General features: G+C 36.1%; 17 protein-coding genes. 8 read left to right on the top strand and 9 right to left on the bottom strand.

The window, feature by feature from the left end:
* Positions 1–409: 409 nt before the first annotated feature.
* On the bottom strand, positions 410–1,702 hold the full coding sequence (gene brnQ, locus ACG916_RS11115) for a branched-chain amino acid transport system II carrier protein (RefSeq protein ID WP_419327348.1): 1,293 nt from the start codon (positions 1,700–1,702) through the stop codon (positions 410–412).
* Between the two features lie 326 nt (positions 1,703–2,028).
* Between brnQ and map the strand changes: the two genes are divergently transcribed.
* Positions 2,029–2,823, top strand: a complete 795-nt coding sequence (gene map, locus ACG916_RS11120) for a type I methionyl aminopeptidase (RefSeq protein WP_151802897.1) — start codon at positions 2,029–2,031, stop codon at positions 2,821–2,823.
* Between the two features lie 349 nt (positions 2,824–3,172).
* On the opposite strand, the gene ACG916_RS11125 is transcribed toward map, so the two are convergent.
* From ACG916_RS11125 to aceR, 4 genes are all read right to left on the bottom strand, one after another.
* Positions 3,173–4,345, bottom strand: coding sequence for a benzoate/H(+) symporter BenE family transporter (locus ACG916_RS11125; protein WP_419327347.1), 1,173 nt, complete (start codon positions 4,343–4,345; stop codon positions 3,173–3,175).
* Between the two features lie 630 nt (positions 4,346–4,975).
* The gene (gene leuE, locus ACG916_RS11130; protein WP_419327346.1) at positions 4,976–5,629 is read right to left on the bottom strand and encodes a leucine efflux protein LeuE; all 654 of its coding nucleotides are present in this window, start codon (positions 5,627–5,629) and stop codon (positions 4,976–4,978) included.
* 153 nt (positions 5,630–5,782) lie between these two features.
* Positions 5,783–6,766 (bottom strand): transaldolase, encoded by a 984-nt coding sequence (gene tal / locus ACG916_RS11135; protein WP_419327345.1) that lies wholly within the window; start codon positions 6,764–6,766, stop codon positions 5,783–5,785.
* A gap of 88 nt (positions 6,767–6,854) precedes the next feature.
* Positions 6,855–7,745, bottom strand: coding sequence for an HTH-type transcriptional regulator AceR (gene aceR, locus ACG916_RS11140; protein ID WP_034618362.1), 891 nt, complete (start codon positions 7,743–7,745; stop codon positions 6,855–6,857).
* Positions 7,746–7,892: 147 nt separating this feature from the next.
* Between aceR and aceI the strand changes: the two genes are divergently transcribed.
* From aceI to ACG916_RS11170, 6 genes are all read left to right on the top strand, one after another.
* Positions 7,893–8,318, top strand: a complete 426-nt coding sequence (gene aceI, locus ACG916_RS11145; RefSeq protein WP_004822192.1) for a chlorhexidine efflux PACE transporter AceI — start codon at positions 7,893–7,895, stop codon at positions 8,316–8,318.
* A 584-nt stretch (positions 8,319–8,902) separates the two neighbouring features.
* Positions 8,903–10,972, top strand: a complete 2,070-nt coding sequence (locus ACG916_RS11150; protein ID WP_419327344.1) for a hypothetical protein — start codon at positions 8,903–8,905, stop codon at positions 10,970–10,972.
* A gap of 131 nt (positions 10,973–11,103) precedes the next feature.
* Entirely contained in the window at positions 11,104–12,819 is a 1,716-nt protein-coding gene (locus ACG916_RS11155) for a DEAD/DEAH box helicase (protein WP_336950759.1), read from the top strand.
* 23 nt (positions 12,820–12,842) lie between these two features.
* Positions 12,843–13,256 (top strand): hypothetical protein, encoded by a 414-nt coding sequence (locus ACG916_RS11160; protein ID WP_262086329.1) that lies wholly within the window; start codon positions 12,843–12,845, stop codon positions 13,254–13,256.
* A 397-nt stretch (positions 13,257–13,653) separates the two neighbouring features.
* Positions 13,654–15,108, top strand: a complete 1,455-nt coding sequence (locus ACG916_RS11165) for a SulP family inorganic anion transporter (RefSeq protein ID WP_336950760.1) — start codon at positions 13,654–13,656, stop codon at positions 15,106–15,108.
* 535 nt (positions 15,109–15,643) lie between these two features.
* The gene (locus ACG916_RS11170) at positions 15,644–16,027 is read left to right on the top strand and encodes a 5-carboxymethyl-2-hydroxymuconate Delta-isomerase (RefSeq protein WP_419327343.1); all 384 of its coding nucleotides are present in this window, start codon (positions 15,644–15,646) and stop codon (positions 16,025–16,027) included.
* 37 nt (positions 16,028–16,064) lie between these two features.
* Here the strand turns inward: ACG916_RS11170 and ACG916_RS11175 are convergent, their stop codons facing one another.
* The 4 genes from ACG916_RS11175 to ACG916_RS11190 form a co-directional block, all read right to left on the bottom strand.
* Positions 16,065–16,682, bottom strand: a complete 618-nt coding sequence (locus ACG916_RS11175; protein WP_419327342.1) for a DUF4240 domain-containing protein — start codon at positions 16,680–16,682, stop codon at positions 16,065–16,067.
* 63 nt (positions 16,683–16,745) lie between these two features.
* Positions 16,746–17,612 carry a hydroxyethylthiazole kinase gene (gene thiM, locus ACG916_RS11180; protein ID WP_419327341.1) on the bottom strand — a complete coding sequence of 289 codons (867 nt, stop codon included), beginning with the start codon at positions 17,610–17,612 and terminating at the stop codon, positions 16,746–16,748.
* Positions 17,613–17,621: 9 nt separating this feature from the next.
* Positions 17,622–18,776, bottom strand: a complete 1,155-nt coding sequence (locus ACG916_RS11185) for a hypothetical protein (RefSeq protein WP_336950764.1) — start codon at positions 18,774–18,776, stop codon at positions 17,622–17,624.
* 552 nt (positions 18,777–19,328) lie between these two features.
* Entirely contained in the window at positions 19,329–19,592 is a 264-nt protein-coding gene (locus tag ACG916_RS11190; protein WP_419327340.1) for a hypothetical protein, read from the bottom strand.
* A gap of 1,438 nt (positions 19,593–21,030) precedes the next feature.
* Between ACG916_RS11190 and ACG916_RS11195 the strand changes: the two genes are divergently transcribed.
* A complete protein-coding gene (locus ACG916_RS11195; protein ID WP_419327339.1) occupies positions 21,031–21,696 on the top strand; it encodes a YccT family protein in 666 nt (221 codons plus the stop codon).
* Positions 21,697–21,773: the final 77 nt, after the last annotated feature.

A 21,773-nucleotide genomic window follows, 5' to 3' on the forward strand; every position in this document is an offset into this window, starting at 1 on the left:
AATAACTTAATAGGTCTTGAAAGTGTTTTCGACTAAAGTTGATAAAAAATTATGCAATATTTATGCAAAAATCGAAAAAAATGACTATTTTTTCAAAATAATTCAATTTTGGCATGGAGAACGGTTCACTCATTCAAAAAAAAGCAACAACGCGACTGAATTTATCTTTGTTGAATTAAAATTAAGTTTTAGTATTTTTAGCCAAATGTTTTTTATACGTAGAGCAAAGCTTGATTTGATCTATTCAGGTTCATTGATCACATGTTTGAAGCACTAAGATGGATCAAAGAACGCTTTAAAAATTGTGTCGCAAACAATAACGGCCTGTGGGGTAAACATGACAATTATTGATCACTGTTAAAATAAGATTTGGGTAAAATCAAATTTTAAGGATGATAATTAAAAAGCTTTATTTTTTAACTTTATCAATTACGACACAGATGATTAACACGATCAATGATGGGATCACCCATGCAAGGTTCTGTTCATTTAACGGTAAGTTTTGAATCATCAAAGGTAAGCTGTCTTTAAAGCTTGTGACTTTAATTCCTTCAATAAGACCAAATAAAAATGCAACGCCAGTAACAGGTGCGATAACCGTGGTTGGGTTATTGAATTTACCCCAAAAGAAGCTCAATAGAATGACCACAATTGCTGGTGGATAAATTGCACTGAGTACAGGCACTGAAAAAGCAATCAGTTTGGTTAACCCTAGATTTGAAATCACCAATGAAAATAACACCAAAATAATCACTAAAACTTTATATGGAATTTTTGTCAATTCAGAGAAGTATTCAGCACATGCGCAGGTTAAGCCAATCGCAGTAACCATACATGCAATAAAAATCAAAGCTGTCAGGAATAAAGAGCCTAAGTCACCAAAAGCATGTTGAACATAAGCATGCAGGATCACTGCGCCATTTTCAGCATTTGGAGCAGCATCATGACTGCCTAAACCAAGTTTAAATAAGCTGAGATAAACCAGCGTTAAACCTACACCAGAAATCAAACTTGCAATAATGGCATATTTGGTTACGAGTTTTTTGTCTGTTACACCACGAGAATGGATGGCATGAATAATAACAATACCGAAAACCAAAGCACCTAAAGTGTCCATGGTTAAATAACCATTCACAAAACCTTCAGAAACAGGGCTGGTTGCGTAATTGTTGATTGCAGGAGAAATTGAACCAGTAGGGATCAGAAATGCTGCAATACCTAAAATTGCGAGTGCAACAATTTTTAGTGGTGCAAGAATATGACCCACTGTATCCAATAATTTATTTGGATAAAGAGAAACTAAAGTCACAAATGCAAAATAGATAACACTATAAATAAATAATGCTGTACCACCATTGCCAAAGTATGAGGAAAAACCAATTTCATAAGAAACAGTTGCGGTACGTGGTGTCGCGAATAATGGTCCAACCGAGAGATAACATACTACGGTCAGTATTAAACTTGCGACTTTACCTAAAGGCGAGCTTAAAATCGCAATAGAACCTTCAGTTTTAGAAAGTGCCATAATGGTAATAACAGGTAAGCCTACAGCCGTGATTAGAAAACCAAGCGCTGCGAGCCATACATGTTCACCGGCTTGTTGAGCAACAATGGGTGGAAAAATAATATTGCCTGCCCCAATAAATAAGGCAAAGGTCATAAAGCCTAAAGCAATAATATCCTTGGTACGGAGATTAGTCATAAACTGTGGTTGAAAAAGCAAAACAGCGATTTTAGTAGAAATAGCTTATTTTTTGTATTTTATTTTATGGATAATATTCCCATTTTTTATAAATTTTAACCAATTAGTTATATTGATTATATTTATGTGGATGATTCACAGTTAATTTTCAAAAATCAAAATTTTTAAAAAATATAGAGTGTGAAAGAACATTATAGGGAGAAATTATACTTATTCTAAAATTTGTGTGCTTGATTTTGCATTTTTATTGAATATGATAGGCGGTAAATTGCCCTAAACGTATTGAAAAGGCATATAATATTTTTTCACTTTTGCGGACAGATCCAATGAAAGCTTCTACAGTCACCATTAAAACCGAACAAGACCTTGAAAAATTAAGAGTGTCGGGGCGTTTAGCTGCTCAAGTTTTAGCAATGATTGGTGAATATGTGAAGCCAGGGGTGACGACTGAGTATTTAGACGATATTTGCAATGATTTTATTGTCAATACGTTGAAAGTGATCCCTGCAAATATTGGATATTATGGTTATACCAAAACCACCTGTATTTCTCCAAATGAAGTGGTCTGTCACGGTATCCCATCAAAACACAAGGTTTTAAATGATGGTGATATTATCAATATAGATGTTGCGATTATCAAAGATGGTTATTTTGGTGATACCAGTCGTATGTACTATGTGGGTACAGTTAAACCTGAAGCGAAAAGACTGGTTGAAACGACTTATGAAGCGATGGTGGCTGGAATTCATATGGTTAAACCCGGTGCAACACTTGGGGATATTGGTCATGCGATTCAACAAGTTGGGCAACGTGAAGGTTATACGATCGTTCGTGAATATTGTGGTCATGGGATTGGTAAGATTTATCATGAGCAACCTAACGTATTACATTATGGTCAACCCGGGCAGGGCTTAGTGCTTAAAAAGGGTATGGTTTTTACCATTGAACCGATGATTAATGCGGGGAAATCCAGTGTCAAAGAGTTGAAAGATGGTTGGACTGTGGTCACTGCGGATAAGTCACTGTCAGCGCAATGGGAACATATGGTTGCAGTCACAGATACGGGCTTTGAGTTGCTTACACCGTGGCCTGAAGGCACTGGAAGCTACCCGGAAATTTGAACTTTAGACTTTAGTCTATTGAATGAATTGTGATCGATGATTTATTGTTTTTTTATCTTTAAAAATGATATTGTTATCACTTTATTTAATAGAAATGTGACTATTTCTGGGGATATTTCCGTTTAAGAAATATCCAATAAGTGTTTTTAAGTATTGGTTTAAATATTAAACAATCGCTATGATAGCTTCCAGATTCTCGCTGTAGTTTCTATTGTTGTTCCAAGCTTTCTAGCTTACCCATCCTAGGGTAAGCTTTTTTTTGTCTATCGCTTCTCGATTTGCTTTGATTTGACAATTGAAAATTTAAAATAAGATGAATGAGCCTCCATTCATCTTATTGATCAAAATGCTATTTTTTAAGTTTAAAGTTTAAAATAAACGAAACAGCGAATCCAAATAGGAGTCCCCAAAAAGCGGAACCAATCCCAAAAAACTGAACACCTGATGCACTGAATAAGAAGGTGAGCAGTGCGGCTTCACGATCTTTGACTTCATGAAATGCAATCGCAATATTATGGCTAATCGTACCAAACAAGGCGATCCCCGCTAATGCCACAATAAAAAGATGTGGAAAAGACATCAATAGACTTGTCAATGTTGCCGCAAATAGCCCCATCAAAATATAAAAGAAACCACAGCTCATGCCAGCAATATAGCGCTTCGCATGGTCTGGGTGAACTTGGTCATCCAGACTGACTGCAGCACTGATTGCAGCAATATTCACGGTATAACAGCCAAATGGTGCAAGCAAAGTCTGCGCTGTACCTGTCCAACCAATAAGTTGGTTAACATGGGGTTTATAGCCATAACTTTTAATCATCGCAATCCCTGGTAAATACTGAGATGCCATATTGATTACAAATAAAGGCAGTGCCAATCCGAGAATTGCAGACCATGTGAACTCAGGTGTCATCCATACTGGTTTTGCCAATCCCCACTGTAAGGTTGGAACATGAAACTCCATAAAAAATGGACAAATGATAATTCCTGCGATCACGGTAATCACAATACAATAACGAGCCCATAGCCGTTTAGTGACGATATAAACCGTCAAAAGGCTGAGAATAAATGCCCAGTCGTTTTGCATACTGGCAAATAGAGCAATACCAAACTTGAGTAATACACCTGCCAGCATGGCACTGGTCAAACTCTGAGGAATATACGAAATAATTTTTTCAAATATGCCTAAAAAGCCTAGTGTGGCGGTCAGTAAACCACTCACTAAGAAAGCACCAATGGCTTCATAGAGTGAGTAGCCGCTGGCAGTGGCAATGATGAGTGCAAGTGCAGCGGTTGACCATGAGGTGGCAACAGGATATTTGAATTTCCAAGAAAGAATTAATCCTGAAAGACCTATACCTAAACCGAGTGCCCAAAACCAAGAGGTAATTTGTTCAGGGTTTGCGCCAAGTAATTGAGCTGCTTGTATGACGAGTACAGCCGAAACACTGATACCAATTAAAAAGGTAATGAAACCTGCAAATACAGCAGGTATAGAGAAGTCTAGGAGTAACTTTTGCATGATCCCTTGCTTTTAAATTGGATTGAATGGTTGAAAATGCAACCATCATACAGGGATCATTTTAAAGCTTATAGGGTTAATTGGAATTAAATATAAAAAGTAAATATAAAACTGATTAGATTATCATTATGAGAGAATATGGCTTTTTTAATCTAGAACTATCTTAGTTGAAAACAATGTATAGTCAAACCACCTAATTATTCATATAAGTGATTTGCACCAATTCATTTTTGATACTTTTGAATTATAGTTGGTGATCCTACTGTGGGGCGACATGGATGTCGCCGTTGGGCGGGGGTACAGGACATAGCCTTCGCCCAGCAAAAGATTTTTGTCCCTTTTTATCTCTAAAAAGGGAGGCATCGCTAACGCAAAGGTATTTAAACGTTGAATGTAAGCTGTGGTATTACAAGCTTTTATAATCAAAAAAGTCTTTCCATGTAATTGATTTAATTAAAAAATAATTAATTGAGAGAAGTTGTATTCTTGTGTCTGATTTTTTTGACAGGTTGACTATAGATTACCCATTGATAAAGATTAGATATTGCCTTGAATAGAAAGCGCAGTTTATCCAAAAGAACGATTCAAAAAAGAATGTTTTAATTGGGAGATTTATTTAACTAAATCAGGTTACATTGTTGAAACAGCAAGCTTTATTCCAAAAGCACAGAACAGTAAACCTACATAGGCAACACAACCTGCAGCAATTTTGTAGCGTGTATTGAAAAAAGTGGCGAGCTTAACGCCTGAGAAGATCAAGATCGTCAAATAACTCATACTGATGATTTGCAGAATCACAGAAAGTGCCGCAAAGCTTAAAGCGGGGTAAGGGTAATCGGGATCAACAAACTGAACAAAGAACGAGAGATAAAATAAAATTGCTTTTGGGTTGAGTAAGCTAATGGTTAGCGCTGTTCGAAATGGATGGAATTGTTCGTGAGTTGCAGTATTGGATGTATTTGTTTGCAGCGTTTGTGGTTTGTTTTGCCAAGTTTTGATACTTGCGATCAGTAAACGAATACCGAGATAAGACAAATAGCTTGCGCCTACAACTTTGAGAATGATAAATAACCAGGGAAAGGCGTGTAGTAAAGAGGCAGCACCTAAAACAGTACAGAGAATCAGAATTAAATCTCCTGTAAATACGCCTAAAGCACCGATATAGCCCGTTTTAATTCCAAATCGAGAGGCAATTGACATGACATACAATGAGTTGGGACCGGGTAAAATGACGATGAAAATAGTCCCTAGTATATATGTCACTATATCGGTAATACCAAACACAACATTCTCACTGTATAAATAAGAAAAGCGAAATAAAAAAGCCGAGTGGTTATGATAACAAACTCGGCTTTAGAGTGTGAGCGATTTTAGTGCAATTTTACCCAAAAGCGCATCTACAATTTAGATTTATATAAATCATTCTAAATACATAGATTAGTCAATAAAATCAGCATCTAGACCAAAAGATTGGCGCAATAATAATGCAAGTTGTTCACGCGCTTTGATAAAACCGTCAATCCCGCTTTGCAATAATTGGAATGCCATTAAATCAGCTTCCAATTGTTGTTTAAATTCAGCTTTAGAGATCTCTTGATGTTCTTGAGCAGTCTGTTCAGTGTCTAAGCTAAGTTGAGAAACCACATGACGTTGATCATTTTTCAATTTTTCTAGCAGACCCGGTGCAACGGTTAAAAGGTCGCAACCTGCTAAACCTAAAACTTGGTCAATGCTACGGAAGCTTGCGCCCATCACTTCAGTTTTGATTTGATGTTGCTTGTAGTAATGATAAATTTGTTTAACAGACAATACGCCTGGATCTTTCTCAATTGGATAGCTCTCTACATTTTCAGCTTTTTTAAACCAATCTAAAATACGACCGACAAATGGAGAAATCAAAGTAACCCTTGCATCTGCACATGCTTTGGCTTGATGTAAACCAAAAAGTAGCGTTAAGTTACAATGAATGCCTTCTGCTTCTAGCACTTTTGCTGCTTGAATACCTTCCCATGTAGAGGCAATCTTGATCAGAATACGATCTTGGTCTATCCCATATTCTTTATACAACGCAAGTAGCTCTTTGGCTTTGGCAATGGTTTCTTCGGTATTATAGGAAAGGGCTGCATCCACTTCTGTTGAGACACGACCTTCTACAATATTTAAAATTTCGACACCCAGTTTGACGGTGAGAATATCGATGGTGCGTTCAACGAGTGCATCTAATTCATAACCTTCTTTTTTTGCTTGAGCATAGGCATCTTCAATCAGCTCACGACTTTCAGGCTGTTGTGCTGCTGCTGTAATGAGTGACGGGTTAGTCGTTGCATCCAAAGGGCGAATTTGTTGAATTGCGTTTAAATCACCTGTATCAGCAACGATAGTGGTTAAGCGTTTTAATTGATCTAATGCAGATTGTGTCATTACCGATTATTTCTTAGTTAAAATATTTGTGATTTATTTATAACACAATGCGATTTGAGCAAAAGAGGAAAATGTACTGAAAGGCCTATTATTTTGTATGAATTCTTTGATTTCGAATGTGATTAATCAAAAAACGAGCAGCTGAGCCTAAATTGCTCTCACGACTCCAGACTAAGTCGACAAAATATTCAAATTTTGGTGTGAAATCGAGCAAATCCAAGATTTTTAACTTATGTTTAAGCTCAGGATTTTCATTAAACATTTCTAAGGGAAGTACTCCCCAACCCAGTTCTTTTAAAATTAAAGCACATGCTGAGTGGTGATTGTCCGTCCGCCAATAGTTTTTAGAATAAAGCAGTTCAGGTTTAATGGTTCGATCACGACTTGCCACGACAATTTGTCTGGATTGTAGGATTTGTTCAAAAGTAACTTGTTTATGTGCTGATAATGGATGATGAATAGCTGAAACAGGAACCAAGGCTTCTTTTTTAAATTCGACAAATTGCTCACGGCTTTCAAGTATTTCACGTTCAAACATCAATGCCAGTTGTGCAGTCTGATTCATCAGCATTTTCAGCGCATCTTCTTGTGGTGCTGAGAAGATATTAATTTCTAAAGTTGGAAAATGCTCTCCCAACAGTGCAATGTATTCAGCCCAGTCTGTATGCAGTAATTCAGAAACCACCACGATATTTAATGAGGATTCCAAGCCTTCGCTAAGTGCAATCGCTTGTTGTTTCCACTGATTCATTTCTACTAGCAGTTGTTCAGTTTTTTCATATAAGCGTTGAGCTTGAGGCGTAGGGATTGGTTCACGTCCCACACGATTAAAGAGTTTTAGATTTAAGTCTATTTCCAAGTTGGCGATAGACATACTGACAGCGGAGGGGACTTTGCCAAGCTGTCGGGCTGCTGCTGAAAATGAACCTGTTTCCATCACCGTTTTAAAGATGGTGAGTTGTTCTTGGTTAATATTCATACGTTTGGCGCCATTCTGTTTTATTCTTCAATCATTAAATTTACTCCAATTCATACGACCTTTCAATGAAATTGAAAGAACCTGACTCGATTGATCAATATTATAAAAATATAATGCATCCATCGAATCAAAAAAGAGTAGTTTTAAATGATGATTTCCAAAAGAAGGGTTATTCATGCATTAAGCTATGAAGTCATCCTGTTGGTGATCATAGCGATTGCATTAAGTTTTATTTTTGAAGTGCCAATGGAAGTTACTGGTGTATTAGGTGTTGCGATGGCCGTGACTTCAGTGGTTTGGAATATGGTGTTTAACCATTTCTTTGAACAATTTGAACGTAAGAGAAAACTTAAACGTACCATTGGTGTACGTATTTTACATGCCATTGGTTTTGAGGGTGGTTTGATGTTAGCCACGATTCCAATGGTTGCTTACGCAATGGATATGTCTTTGTGGCAAGCAATTTTATTGGATTTTGGAATGACCACCTGTATTTTGGTGTATACCTTTATTTTCCAATGGTGTTATGACTTGATTGAAGAGCGTATGGGGGCAAAGCCTGTACATTCTTAATTAAGCCTGCAATGCATTTATTTTAAATTTTAGTGAAAATTTCAAATGTGTTGCGTTAGAGATCCCCTTAGTTTTTTTGAAAAGTAAGGGGATCTTTTTTATAAAAATTTAATTGAATAAATAACATATAATTAAAATAGATTTTAAATAATGAATAAAGAATGGATAAATTAGAATCAATAAAGATAAAACCCGTTACACGATCACAGCTCAGTTTAAACAAACTTTTGCAAAAGATAATTGGAATTCAATTTGTTTTGTAAAATTGTTCGCCTACAATAGGGTCTGTTAACATTTCATAAATGGCTTGCGTTGTAGGCTAAAATTGAGCAGGCAAGGCATGAAACGAAGAGAATAGCGAGACTATTTTCGAGTTTCATAACACAGACTGAGATAATTTTAACCATAACCCTTCGGGACTAGAGTTTTTTTGTCGCTACGTCGTTACGAACTACTCATTTAGCTGACTAAATTTCGTATTTCGTGCCTCGAATCGTCTAAAAAAACTCGTTGTCGCAAATATAGAAGAAGTGTCAACAGACCCTAATAAATTCAATATATGTAAGAGATGGATTGAGGCAAATATGGTGCAGACAGTTCAGGAGCAGCTGCCAGATAGACACCAGCTTGCTGCTCAAGAATTACTTCAGGTTTCAGCAAATTTAAATAAGATTTATCTTGATCAATTTGACTATTTGTCCGAGATTACTGCGCACAACTTTTTCCAGTTTGATCCACAGCAGCATAAATTCAGTCTGGCAAATCAGTTACTCAATATCTACTTTGATGAAGAAAAGGGTTTAATTTTTGATTTAAATTTTGAAAAGTTACCGCGTTGTTTAGAAAATAAAATTAATATCAATCGTTTTGTTCAATATTTCTCAGAAAATATTTATTTTTATACAACAAAATATCATGAGATACATCCAACTGATTTAAAGACCAAAGCCCAAATCATCCGCCAAACGCTGATTGAGCAGGTTTTTGAGTGGGTGGATGGTGAAAATCGGGTAGAGCAGTATTTATATAATATTAGTGAAGCAGATGCAGAGCGTATTGATCAAATTTTACTGCACTATGAATATTTTGATTATGCCTATGTTTCTGATTTTGCCAAATATGGTAAAGCGATTCCTTTAAGTGTTGAAATTAACATTAAGCATTTAGTGCTGATTAATTCTGTATTGGGTCAAGAGTTTTTACCGATTCAGTCATTGGTACCCAAATTTCAACAGGCCATTTTTTCTTTAGATCAGTTTATTCCAGCGCATTATTTGCGTATTTTAAAGATTTTTCACCCAGAATCATTACGCTTAAAAGAACTCAGCCAGTATTTTGCAAGTTATCAATTGCTGGCGGTACATGCTCAACAACAACCGCAAATGCTTGCTTATGCAAAATATATGAAACGCGGTTTTTGGCAATATCAGGATTTATTGAGCAAGCAGCACTTTTTACAAAAAGATGCTGAATATTGGGAACAGGATCAAGTTCCACAAATTCCAATTTGTAGTCTTAAGCGCACTGCAAATTGGCTATTTAAACAAGATGAACAGGTCAATGATTGGATTAGTCGACATATAAAGGACCCCAATGTCCGGATCACAATCACAGCATTAAGTTTGATTGATACTTCAAAGATTTATCCTGAAGTCACTGTAAGTGTTTTAAAGTATTTTAAAAATATTGCAGCACGGCTATTTTTAATTGAATGCCATTCCTTTGCAATTACAAATGAATGGCAAAACAACCCAAAGAACAATCGTTATAGTTTTTTAAAAACAGAGATTGAAAATAAATCGAATAAGAAAACGATTTCTCATTCTTATTTATATATCGAAGAATGGTTGGATTTTGCTGCGTTGATGTTAGCAGATCAACCGCAGATGTATAAAAAAATATACCTTAAGATAAATCGAATCATTCAAGCATTTATGCTGTTTGTACAACACATTGCTCAGGGCTTGCCCAAACAACTGATTAAATTTATTGATCCGCAACGACAACAACATGCTGAATTCTTTATTCAGTTGCAAAAGCAAAATATAACAGTCGATGATTTTCGTAAAAAACTGAAACACATGCAGATCGGTCGTGCATCTAACCCGAGTATATACGACAGCTTTGTTTTGGACTATGTGATGCATTTATTTAATGATCATCACGATATAGAGCGAAATGTCACTTGGTCTGGTTTATATCAGCAAGCACAGCGTTGGCATCAACATCATTATTTTGTTGATACCTTATCGACACTTAAAGAAAAAATAGATGTAGATCATTGGGATCGCGTTGCACCAATGCAAAAGATTTATTTTGATGAGTGGTGCTATGAGGAACTGAATAGCCTAAAACGAATTATTCAAGAGTCGTTGGTGTTTAAACACTGTTTGGCATTGTCCTATTGTGCGCGGATTGTAGATCGAGAATATGTAGCATTTCATGTATCGAAAGTTGATGATGTGACGCAGGAAATGACTTTGGGTTGTTATTACAAATTAGGATGTTTGGTCTTTGATCAATTGCGTTTACCCAATAATCTTATTCCTGATGAGTTCTATATATTGAAAGCTCAAGCTTTTATTGATGATGTAAATCAGCATTTAAAATGGAAAAGCAGTATTCAACCCAATGAAGAATTGGGAAACTTATAGTTTGACGCAGATCATTTTTAAGTGGGCTGCTTGGCTTTAATTCACTTTTCGTGATGCATTTGGCTTAACTTTTTATACAAAAATCGTTAGGCTATAGCCGTCCCATCCTGTTTAGGTAATTCAAGGCTGTTATGAAACAAGAAACTGCACTCAAACTTATGAAAGCGGGTGAAAATGTCTTTTTGACTGGATCTGCTGGTGCAGGAAAAACCTATACGCTTAATCAGTACATCAATTATTTAAAAGCACGCAAAGTCCCTGTTGCAATTACAGCATCTACGGGGATTGCAGCAACACATATGAATGGTATGACGATTCATACTTGGGCAGGTATTGGGATCAAAGATACGCTGACTGATGATGATTTAAAGCGTATGAAAGAGCGTAAATACTTAAAAGAGCATTTAGAAAATGCCCAAGTCTTGATCATTGATGAAATTTCAATGTTACATGCCAAGCAGCTAAATTTAGTCAATCAAGTTTTAAAATATTTTAAAGAATCTGATGATGCTTTCGGTGGAATTCAAGTGATTGCAGCCGGAGATTTTTTCCAGTTGCCACCAGTAGGTAAAAACAGCGAATTAAATCGAGATAAATTTTGTTTTATGTCAACCGCTTGGGTTGAAGCAAAATTTCGTGTTTGCTACCTGACAGAGCAGCATCGTCAAGATGATTCGGCATTGAATGACGTACTCAATGCGATTCGTGCCCAGAATATTCAGCCACAGCATATTCAAGCGCTACAAGATACCCGTAATCAAGACATTGGTGATACCTACACGCGTTTGTATACCCACAATATGGATGTGGATAGCATCAACTTTCAGCATCTCAATGCGATTGAAGGGGATGATCATCAATTTGTAGCGGTCACAGATGGTAATGAAAAGCTGATCGAAACATTGAAATCTTCTGTACGTGCGCCTGACGAGTTGACGCTTAAAAAACATGCCAAAGTCATGTTCGTTAAAAATAACTTCGATATGGGTTATATCAACGGTAGTTTAGGTGAAGTTATTGGTTTTGAAGAGGACGATGAACTGGGAATGTTGCCTAAAGTCAAAATGACCGATGGTACAACCTTATTGGTTGCGCCAGAAACATGGTCTGTTGACAATGAAGGTGGTAAAACCATCGCCAGTCTACAACAAGTACCATTACGATTAGCTTGGGCGATTACTATTCATAAATCACAAGGGATGACCTTGGAAGCTGCGGAAATCAACTTAAGCCATACTTTTGAAAAAGGTCAGGGTTATGTGGCTTTATCACGGCTTAAATCGATTCAGGGTTTAAGATTGTTAGGTTTTAATGATCAGGCATTGGAACTGGATAGTCTTGCAATTAAAGCAGATCGCCGTTTTCAAGAGTTATCTAATGAAGCCGAAGTGCATTATGCAGATTCAGATTTAACTTCACAGCACAATGCTTTTATTCGTCATTGTGGCGGGACTTTAAATACCACTGAGATTGAACGTAATGAGAAGAAGCTGGCGCGTAATAGTGGTAAAACCAATTATGCCTCGGCAACACTTGATGAAACACGTGAATTGTTCGAGAGTGGGTATGAGATTCAGGATATTGCGGTTGAACGTGGATTAACTCCTGCGACGATTATCAATCATTTGGCTCGTTTACATCGAGAGCAAGGTTTAGATATCTCGATTGCAAATCCTGGTGAAGAAGTTGTAGAAAAAATTCGTGTGATCTATAAAAAATTGAAGAAACGTCAAGATCCAAGTCATTTTAATGATGATGGTGCGATTAAATTGCGTCCAATCGTTGATTTAACCAGTCCCAAAATGGGCTATGATCAGGTACGTTTGGCATTGTTATTTGTTGAGTGATAGATGTTTTTAGTGATGAATTAATGGCTAAATTTGAGAAAAAGTTATTAAGTCCACGTTTAGCTATTTTGTCTAAATGCAAATATTCTAATAGTTATAATCTCAGCTTTCAGTTGTGCCCATTTTATTATGCGCATGAATTGATAGATTCAAATATTTCTTTTGAAGGGTTGGAGCTACCATCTCCATTTTTAAAAGATTTGCTTGGGTTGACGTTGGTTTTTGATGAAAATGAATGTGATGCATTTAATGGGTGTTTTACCATTAAAAGTATCCATAATCCTGTCGATTTATACCAATTGGCATTTATTGAAAGTCGTGACGGTTATCTAAAAGTGATTGCGAAAATCAAGATCGATTTTGAGTTTGAGCAATTTGATGATTTTGAAAATCTAGAATTGGTGATCAATGCTACTGTTGCATCTCAGATCTTATGATTCAATCGTTTTAAGTGAAAAAGAATGCATTAACACAGATGTTTATTGATGATTTTGTTAAGGTCTATCAATAGAATACAATAGATGTCGTGCTTTGAATGAGATAAAGAACCATAAAGCGCCCTAGTCCAGAAATGTTTCATCTCATGGTTATTCTTATTCTAAAATTAAAGTGAATTTCAGCATCGTATAGCTGTGTAGTAAATTTGGATGCTATACTCGCACTTTAACTTCCTTCAAAACCAGTGCTTTTTTATGACACTTACGCCACCTTAAGTTTATTTACCTCTTCTAATTTGTAAATAACTCATCACTGTCTAGTGATGTGGTGTAGTCGTTTGTGTGTCGTATATCACATCACTAGCCTATCAAAAAATCAAAAAAATAGGCGCTATTTATGTTATCTAATATCCGAGAACAATGGTTCTCTAACATCCGTGGGGATGTGCTTGCTGGACTTGTTGTGGGGCTTGCACTCATCCCCGAAGCTATTGCTTTTTCAATTATTGCTGGTGTAGATCCAAAAGTGGGTTTATATGCATCATTTTGTATCGCCGTCGTGATTTCGTTTGTTGGGGGACGTCCAGCAATGATTTCGGCAGCAACAGGCGCTATGGCATTGCTTATGGTCACTTTAGTAAAAGAGCATGGCCTTGAATATTTACTTGCTGCAACAATTTTAACGGGTGTGATTCAAATATTTGCAGGCTATTTGAAGTTAGCGAAGTTAATGCGGTTTGTTTCTAAATCTGTAGTGATTGGCTTTGTGAATGCTTTAGCTATCTTAATTTTTATGGCTCAGTTGCCTGAATTTGTGAATGTGACGTGGCATGTTTATGCTTTGGTTGCATTAGGTTTGGTAATCATTTATTTATTTCCGCTCATTCCAAAATTAGGAAAAATACTGCCTTCACCGCTTGTGTGTATTATTGCAATTACGATATTGGCAATGAGTCTTGGATTTGATGTGCGAACAGTTGGGGATATGGGGGCTTTGCCTGATACGCTTCCAATATTTTTACTTCCAGACATCCCTTTGAATGTTGAAACATTGAAGATTATCTTGCCGTATTCATTCGCATTAGCGGCAGTTGGTTTACTTGAATCTATGATGACAGCGACGATCGTGGATGAAATGACGGATACACCAAGTGATAAATATCAGGAATGCAAAGGGCAAGGAATCGCCAATATTGCATCTGGTTTTATGGGCGGAATGGCGGGTTGCGCAATGATCGGTCAATCTATGATTAATGTGAAATCTGGCGGTTTAACTCGCCTATCAACATTCTCAGCAGGTATTTTTCTTCTTATTCTTGTTGTGTTTATTAGTGACTGGCTCAAAGTGATTCCAATGGCTGCATTGGTTGCTGTAATGATTATGGTCTCTATTAGTACCTTTGAATGGCGTTCTCTAACTAGCTTTAAAGCAAATCCTAAAAGTAGTAATGTTGTGATGATCATGACTGTCATAGTGGTCGTGGCTACTCATAACCTCGCATTAGGTGTACTCAGTGGCGTTTTGCTTTCAGCGCTATTTCTTGCCATTAAATTAGAAAATGATATTCAGGTGAAGTCTGCTTTTGAAGAATCAGCACGTTTATATGATTTAAGCGGTCAGATTTTCTTTAGCTCTTCTGAAAAATTTATGCAAAGCTTTGACTTCAATGAGAAAATTTCAAATGTCATTATCGATTTGACTCACTCCCATATTTGGGATGTCACATCTGTTGCGATGTTGGATTCTGTTGTAAGCAAATTTCGTAAGAATGGAATCAACGTCACAGTACGTGGTTTAAATGAAGCGAGTTCAATTATGATCGATAAGTATGGTACACATGCCAGAATTTAAATTAACGAGACTCTATATTTATGTAGAGTCTCTAAAATCGGTATAATCTTAATTATCCAAGTACTTCGTAATATGAATTAGCTAAGATTCATTTATGGGATATATGCCACAAATGCTAAAACTAAAATCAGCAAGTGAGAATGGTTTTAGCTTGTGGAATATTGATACAGCTGAAAAATATAATCAATGTAGTGTAAAAAATGTTTGAAATAATTAAGATGCTAACTTAAGCCCAATGTCTAGCTTTTAAAAAAGATTCAAACTTAAAGTAATATTTACAGATTAAAATCAACGAAATATAGATTAGTGTTTGATTTATCTCGAATTCCCTATCATTTAGAAAATTTAGTATTTGGAAGTAAATTTGTAGAGCTAAAGGTAAGCTAAAAAATAACACCTTTACGACTTGCTTTTTCTTTTATAGTTCTCATAAATCTAAGCGCTAAAATGCTAATTTAGCGTTAATTTTACAGTTTTTTTATATATTAATGCTATAATTTTTATCAATATCTAGTGCTTTCAAACGGTTAATACCATGCCACAAATATTTATTGATTATTCTGACAATATTCAAAATTTAGATAAAAAGAAATTGATGTTGGGCTTAAATCATGCACTGTTCGATACAGGGTTAGTGGGGCAAGCACATGATATTAAATCCCGTATTCAATCAGTTTCGGATTATTTGATTGGCTTTGGGGATGAAAGTGGCGAGCAGAGTAAGCAGGCATTTATTTTTGTACGTTTACAAGGTCTAAGTGGTCGTACTGAACCACAAAAAGATTTAATGACTGAAAATTTATCGCAATTTTTACAGTCATTTGAAGATTATTCTGCACAGGGTTTAGAAATTCAGCTCTGTGTAGAGTTTGCTGAAATGCCACGAGAAATTTATAAAAAAGTTTTCGTGCAAAAATAATCAGATTGGGCTTAAAAGATAAGCCCCAATCTTTTACTTATTTATTTCTAAGTTCGCATATTGCTTTAACCAGTTTTGGATATCGTGCTTGTAACTCAACACCATTGAGTAAATCTCTTTCAATCTTGCCTGCTGCAAAATCATAGTGATGTTCTGGATGTTGTAAATATACTGCATCACGAATCTCAGACTCTTCTTCATTTTCATAATGAACGCTATATGCTTCATCAGCAACATAGAGTAGACCCTCAGCCCAAGTGTCGCCTATATCAAAACTATATTTTCTGCTAACAAAGTTTTGAATATCTTCTTGTATGTCATCAAAGAAATCCTTGCCTTTGAGGATTAACCAACATCTAAAATAAATAAAACCATCATCTGATAGATAAGCATCAAAATTGAAAATACCATCTTTTTCCGTAAATTCAGATTCTAGAATTGTCGAGAGTTCTGCGATTTCAGCGCTATAGAGTTGTGAGAGTTTGAGCTGAAGTGTTTTTTCAAAAATAATCAGTTGTTGTTTATCCAACTGAGATAAATATTGCACAAGATCTTGTAAATGCTGGTCAATATCATAGTCAGACCAGTGAGCATCTTTGTTGTGGTTCGACTGGTCTATTGCGTCCCAAAACAATTTCTCTTCTTGTAATGACATATGTGGTTTCATAATCGGTTTAAGCTTAATTTTAATGATTAAAAGCAAGTTTATATTTGTACTCTAAAGACTTAAGACTTCTATATCAGCATATTGCCAAATTTTATCCGCACTCATTTGATGTATTTCATCTAGAAATGCGACATTAAAGCTCCCAACAGATTGGGCTTTTTCAAAAGCTAATTTTCCTGCAATCGCAAAATGGATATGTGCAGAGACTGCTGCGATCGTGACTGTTGTGACCGCACTATACGCTGCAATTAATGCGCCTAAAGCGCAACCTGTTGCCGTAACTTTAGGCTGTAAAAAACTTCCGCCATTAACCTGAATCACGCTATTGAGCTGTTTAGAAAGAATAAAGTCAGATTCACCAGAAATTGCAACACATTCAGTATGGGTTAAAAGTGCTAAAGCTTGCAAATAGACTTCATTACTCGAAACAGTACTGTCTACACCTTTGGATTCAACCTGATTACCGGCAAGTGTACTGATCTCTGAAGCATTGCCACGAATAATACTCGGTTTAAGCAAAACCAATTGATCGACCATTTCACTGCGCCATTTGAGAAATGCACCATAACCAACAGGGTCGAGAACCCACGGTATATTTTTACTTGTTACAGTTTGTGCTGAAATCTGCATGGCCTGCATTTGTTCAGACGTAGGCGTTCCCACATTGATACTTAATGCTGCAGCAATAGACGCAAAGCTTTCAGCCTCAAATGGGTTATCAATCATCGCCGGTGAAGCCCCAGCAGCTAACAAGACGTTGGCAGCATAATTTGCTGCGACACTATTGGTAATACACTGGACTAAGGGCTGTTGAGTTTGCAACTCAGTCCAAGCATCCACAACTTTTTGTAAAATGACATCAGTGTGCGTATGAAGTTGATCCGTTTGAGAATGGGTAATATTTTCAGGATGATTCATAGATGCTCCTTACTGAGTAAAGTAGTGGTCTTGGTGTTTGCAACTGCGACAAAATAATGTCACATAATTTTGTGCATCGTACTCAACTGTCAATTCGTTTGAGCCACAATACATACAGCGCTTTTGTGAATAGAAATTTAACCGGGGTTCGATCTTTTTCCATGATTTCCACACAGGTTGAAAGAAGATACCTTCATCGTAGCCTAAAAACCGATAAAACAGTATTTCACTCATTCTACTCAATGGAATATTCGGTGGGCGTGGCAGGGTTGAGGTTTCCCATTTTTCTGCAATTGCACGTTCTCTATATTGTTGTACTGTTTTTTTGAGAATATTGGTATTTATAAAGTTTTCGTTACGAACTTGTAGCGCCTTTTTTTGATATAAATATTCAAGCGCAGTTTGAATAAGATAGAAAATTTGCCCAACGGCCAATGTGTCGAGTAGGTGATAACAGAAGATTTGGAAGTTTTTATTACCCGAAATCTGGATACCCCACGTGCGGCAATAATGTTGGGTAAACTGTACAATTTCTTGATACAGCACAACATAGAGTGCATTTTTCACTTCATCGGATGTTTTAAATGGGATACCTTGGCTTAGATTCTCATAGAACCAATGGCGTAGTTGTGTTGCAATACTAAACATACTCGGTTCAGAATAACCATCCAAACGAACGTTGATATAGTATTGGTGGGCATCATCGCTAAAATCTTTGGCGACAAAAACATTATCTTTAATCAGCTGATTGAGAAGTTGACTTTGAAAATAGTAATTGGGTGTAATGGGATGATATTTAATTACTTCCCAATCAATAAACTCTTGATGGTTGGTATTTTCATGCACCTGATTGTCTAAAATACTCAGTAAAAATAATTTATGTAAAAAACTGAGCTGGTCTAAACCTAATTCAAAGTTATCTTTTTTCTTTAGCTTACGGGTTTCTTGCAAGCGAGTTTCTTTAATCAGTTTACGCCGTTTGCTTTGACATGTTTCACAATGACAGTTACGTTGATTGTTTTGAAAAACTTGATGATTGCAATGGCTACATTGGTGAAAACTGACTTCTTTCTCAAATTCTTCAGCTTCAACATAATACATACTTGCCTGACAAAGCGGGCAAAATGTACTTTCATCCAGCTGTTTTTGCAGAATTTGAAGCATATAGATAAATGTATAAATTATTAAGGACTTTTCATTATACACATCTATATAGATGAAAGCTGATTGCTTAAATTGAATGTTTTATAAAATATACATATTCGATCATGATTGAAGCCATTGTATTGTTATTCAATGATATTCAAAAAACTAAATCTCAACGATTCAATCCAGTTGAGTGCAAGTTTAGATGTTTCTAAATGAGATCATTTTTTAATCTTTCCCTCTGGTCCGTATGTAGAATGCTGTTATGGTATTTTCTTGCTCAAAGAACTTAAAATATTCAAAATGACCCGATTGAGAACCGTTATATTGGTCGCTTCGTTGCGTCAAAACATATTGACCATTCAGAATTATTGCAGGACAAATAGCGCAGTCTGACTTATATTATCATTTTGAAAAGCAAATATTTATAATCCCATTGCAAAAGTAACGATGTGGGGCCTTGGAGAACTGAAGCTTGTATATGGTTTAAATGCGGTAAATAGAACGTATCTATTGATTCTATTTACCGATAAAAGGTGATTTAAACAATAATCCTAATGGTTATATGCCTTAGTAAGCAGCAGGACACGGTAATTCAGAATCCTCAAAATGCTCCATTTTAGCTTGAAGCAATGCCTTGGCTTTTTTAACTGGAACTCTGTGCTGTCCTAGCATTTCATATTCCTTTAAAAGCGCAGTCACTTCACTGCTTTTTAAGGGAATGCCTTCGCAAGTCATAAACATCGCAATAACTTGATGATCTAACTTAGCTTTATCCAGCATTTGCATCGTTTTAATGTTTTCAACACGAACTATATGGTCTTTAAAAATCATGTTGCACCTCATTTTTTGTTGAGTATTTTTATTGTGCGATATACACGATATTAAACAAGCAAGAACTGTGCTCAAAATGTAGTCGCTTTGAAAAAAGTGTAATGTTTTGCATTGTGGCGGTTTAGGATTTATCGTGCACCTAAGGGTTGTTATAAGCCATTACCCTTGCCAATATGCAACTGATGGTTGGATTCCATGACACAAAGAATATCTTTTGTTTCCATTTATTCAGTACATTGAAACCATTACGTACAATCGCAATACGATGTTGCACATTGGCCAGATTGGTTGCGGTGAGTGGTGCTGGAATAATGAGATAGGGGTGAACATTAATTTAAATTTATTGATGCCCACAAGGATATCACCACGTAAGCCTAAATTTTTTAAACAGAGTGACACTATAAAATCGTTAAGTTTAGCAAAATCGCGTATTAATGACTTATCCCACATCGGTTGTAGGATTTTTCTCTTGTTCATGAATACCAAAGCTGATGGTGTATTTTTAGCCATTTTTTTAAATTTTGATGAATAAATGCCTAATCGAAGTGTTTCTTCATCCGCAATTTTTGTAATTGAAACGCTTGTGTCAGGGTAGGTCTATAGCCAGTCAGATATTGTGCGCATCATAATGTTGATGCATGATACTGAGTCCACCAGTATCTGCCATAACATTGGCTTGTCCATTAAATTCATTCATCATTGGCTTGGGCAATGGTGGCCTTTAATGTCGGTACATTCATCCCTCTAATAATGATGTTTTGACTATTGGTGACATTTAAAGAGGGGTCAAAGCATTAGACAATGAGGAGTTTGATTCATAGGTAGAACGGACCTTATTGACTAAAAAACACTCAGATTTGACCAGAAGAATTTTAGGTTATATGACTGAGTGCATCGTAATACATCAAAATAAAGGCATTGGTTGCTAGCACTATTTTTTATTTTGATTAGTGATGACTATATGTATTTATAGCTAATTGCCTAACTGTGGCCAATTTTGCTACGGGTATTTTTTGAGCGTTGTACAGGGTTAGCTTGAGTGGCGTAACCGGTTGCTACTATATATAGTTTGTGTGGCATAAGCTACGACAAACAGCTGTAATAATAATGATATATCTCGTTATTATTGCTTTAAATCAGGATATGGTTTTCTTATTCATGGGGAACATCCTTTTAATTTGTTTTTAGAGTTATGCTTATTCTGAATGTGTGCTATTCAAAGGATCTTGTTTTAGATAAGAAGAAATAATTTTAAAATGTGATTTCAGGACAAGCAGATGAATGATTTTATTCCAGTAAATGAGAAATTATGTGATAAGTAAAATGAAAATATTTTCATTATAAAAATTAGAACAAATCACCATTGTCATAAAACTGTCATCACGACATTGCATAGTGCAATAAATTTTACATATTTTTGACATAAGAGTAGAGCAATATGGCATTTAAATACGGCGTTGCTGCATTAGCTTTAATGCTAAGCGGATCAGTTTTTGCAGCAGTCACCTTATCTGCGCCAGAAGAAATTGTAGTATTGGCGGTGAACGATCAAGAAGTGAATTCAGGTTTAATCCGTAAAAAGAATGAATATAAAGTCGATGCAGGTCAAGTTGCAGTAAGTGTTCGTTACCAGCAATATTTTGAACATTTAAATGGTGAACACGATATTTTAAAATCGGGTGTAGTCACAGTGACAGCGCCAGATTTAAAAGATGGTCAAACTTATAAAATTGCTTTAGTGAATCCGCCTCAGCGTTTTGAAGATGCAAAAAAGTATTCAGAACAACCAACGATTGCGATTTATGACAATAAAAATCGCCTCGTGGTACAACAGACTGGTGTAAATACTGAAGCGAAGCCTTGGTTAGGTTCTGGGTTATTTGGCAAAGTGATTGATTTAACTTCAAGTAAGAAAGCGCCAGTAAATCAACCAGCGGCTGTATATGCAACAACGACAAGCCAGTCACCAGCAGCAACCACAGTTACTAAGACCACTCAAGCCTTAAGTGATGCCAATCCAGCAGATCGCCAATTGATTCAAATCTGGCAAAATGCAAGTAAGGCGGAACGTCAGAAGTTTATGACTTGGTTAGCTGAGCAATAATTTTGAGTACATGTGAAAGACCATTTCGATGGTCTTTTTTTGTATTTAACTGAATAATACAATTTTATAAAAGTTAG

Source organism: Acinetobacter legionensis, from assembly GCF_048552295.1.
GTDB lineage: Bacteria > Pseudomonadota > Gammaproteobacteria > Pseudomonadales > Moraxellaceae > Acinetobacter.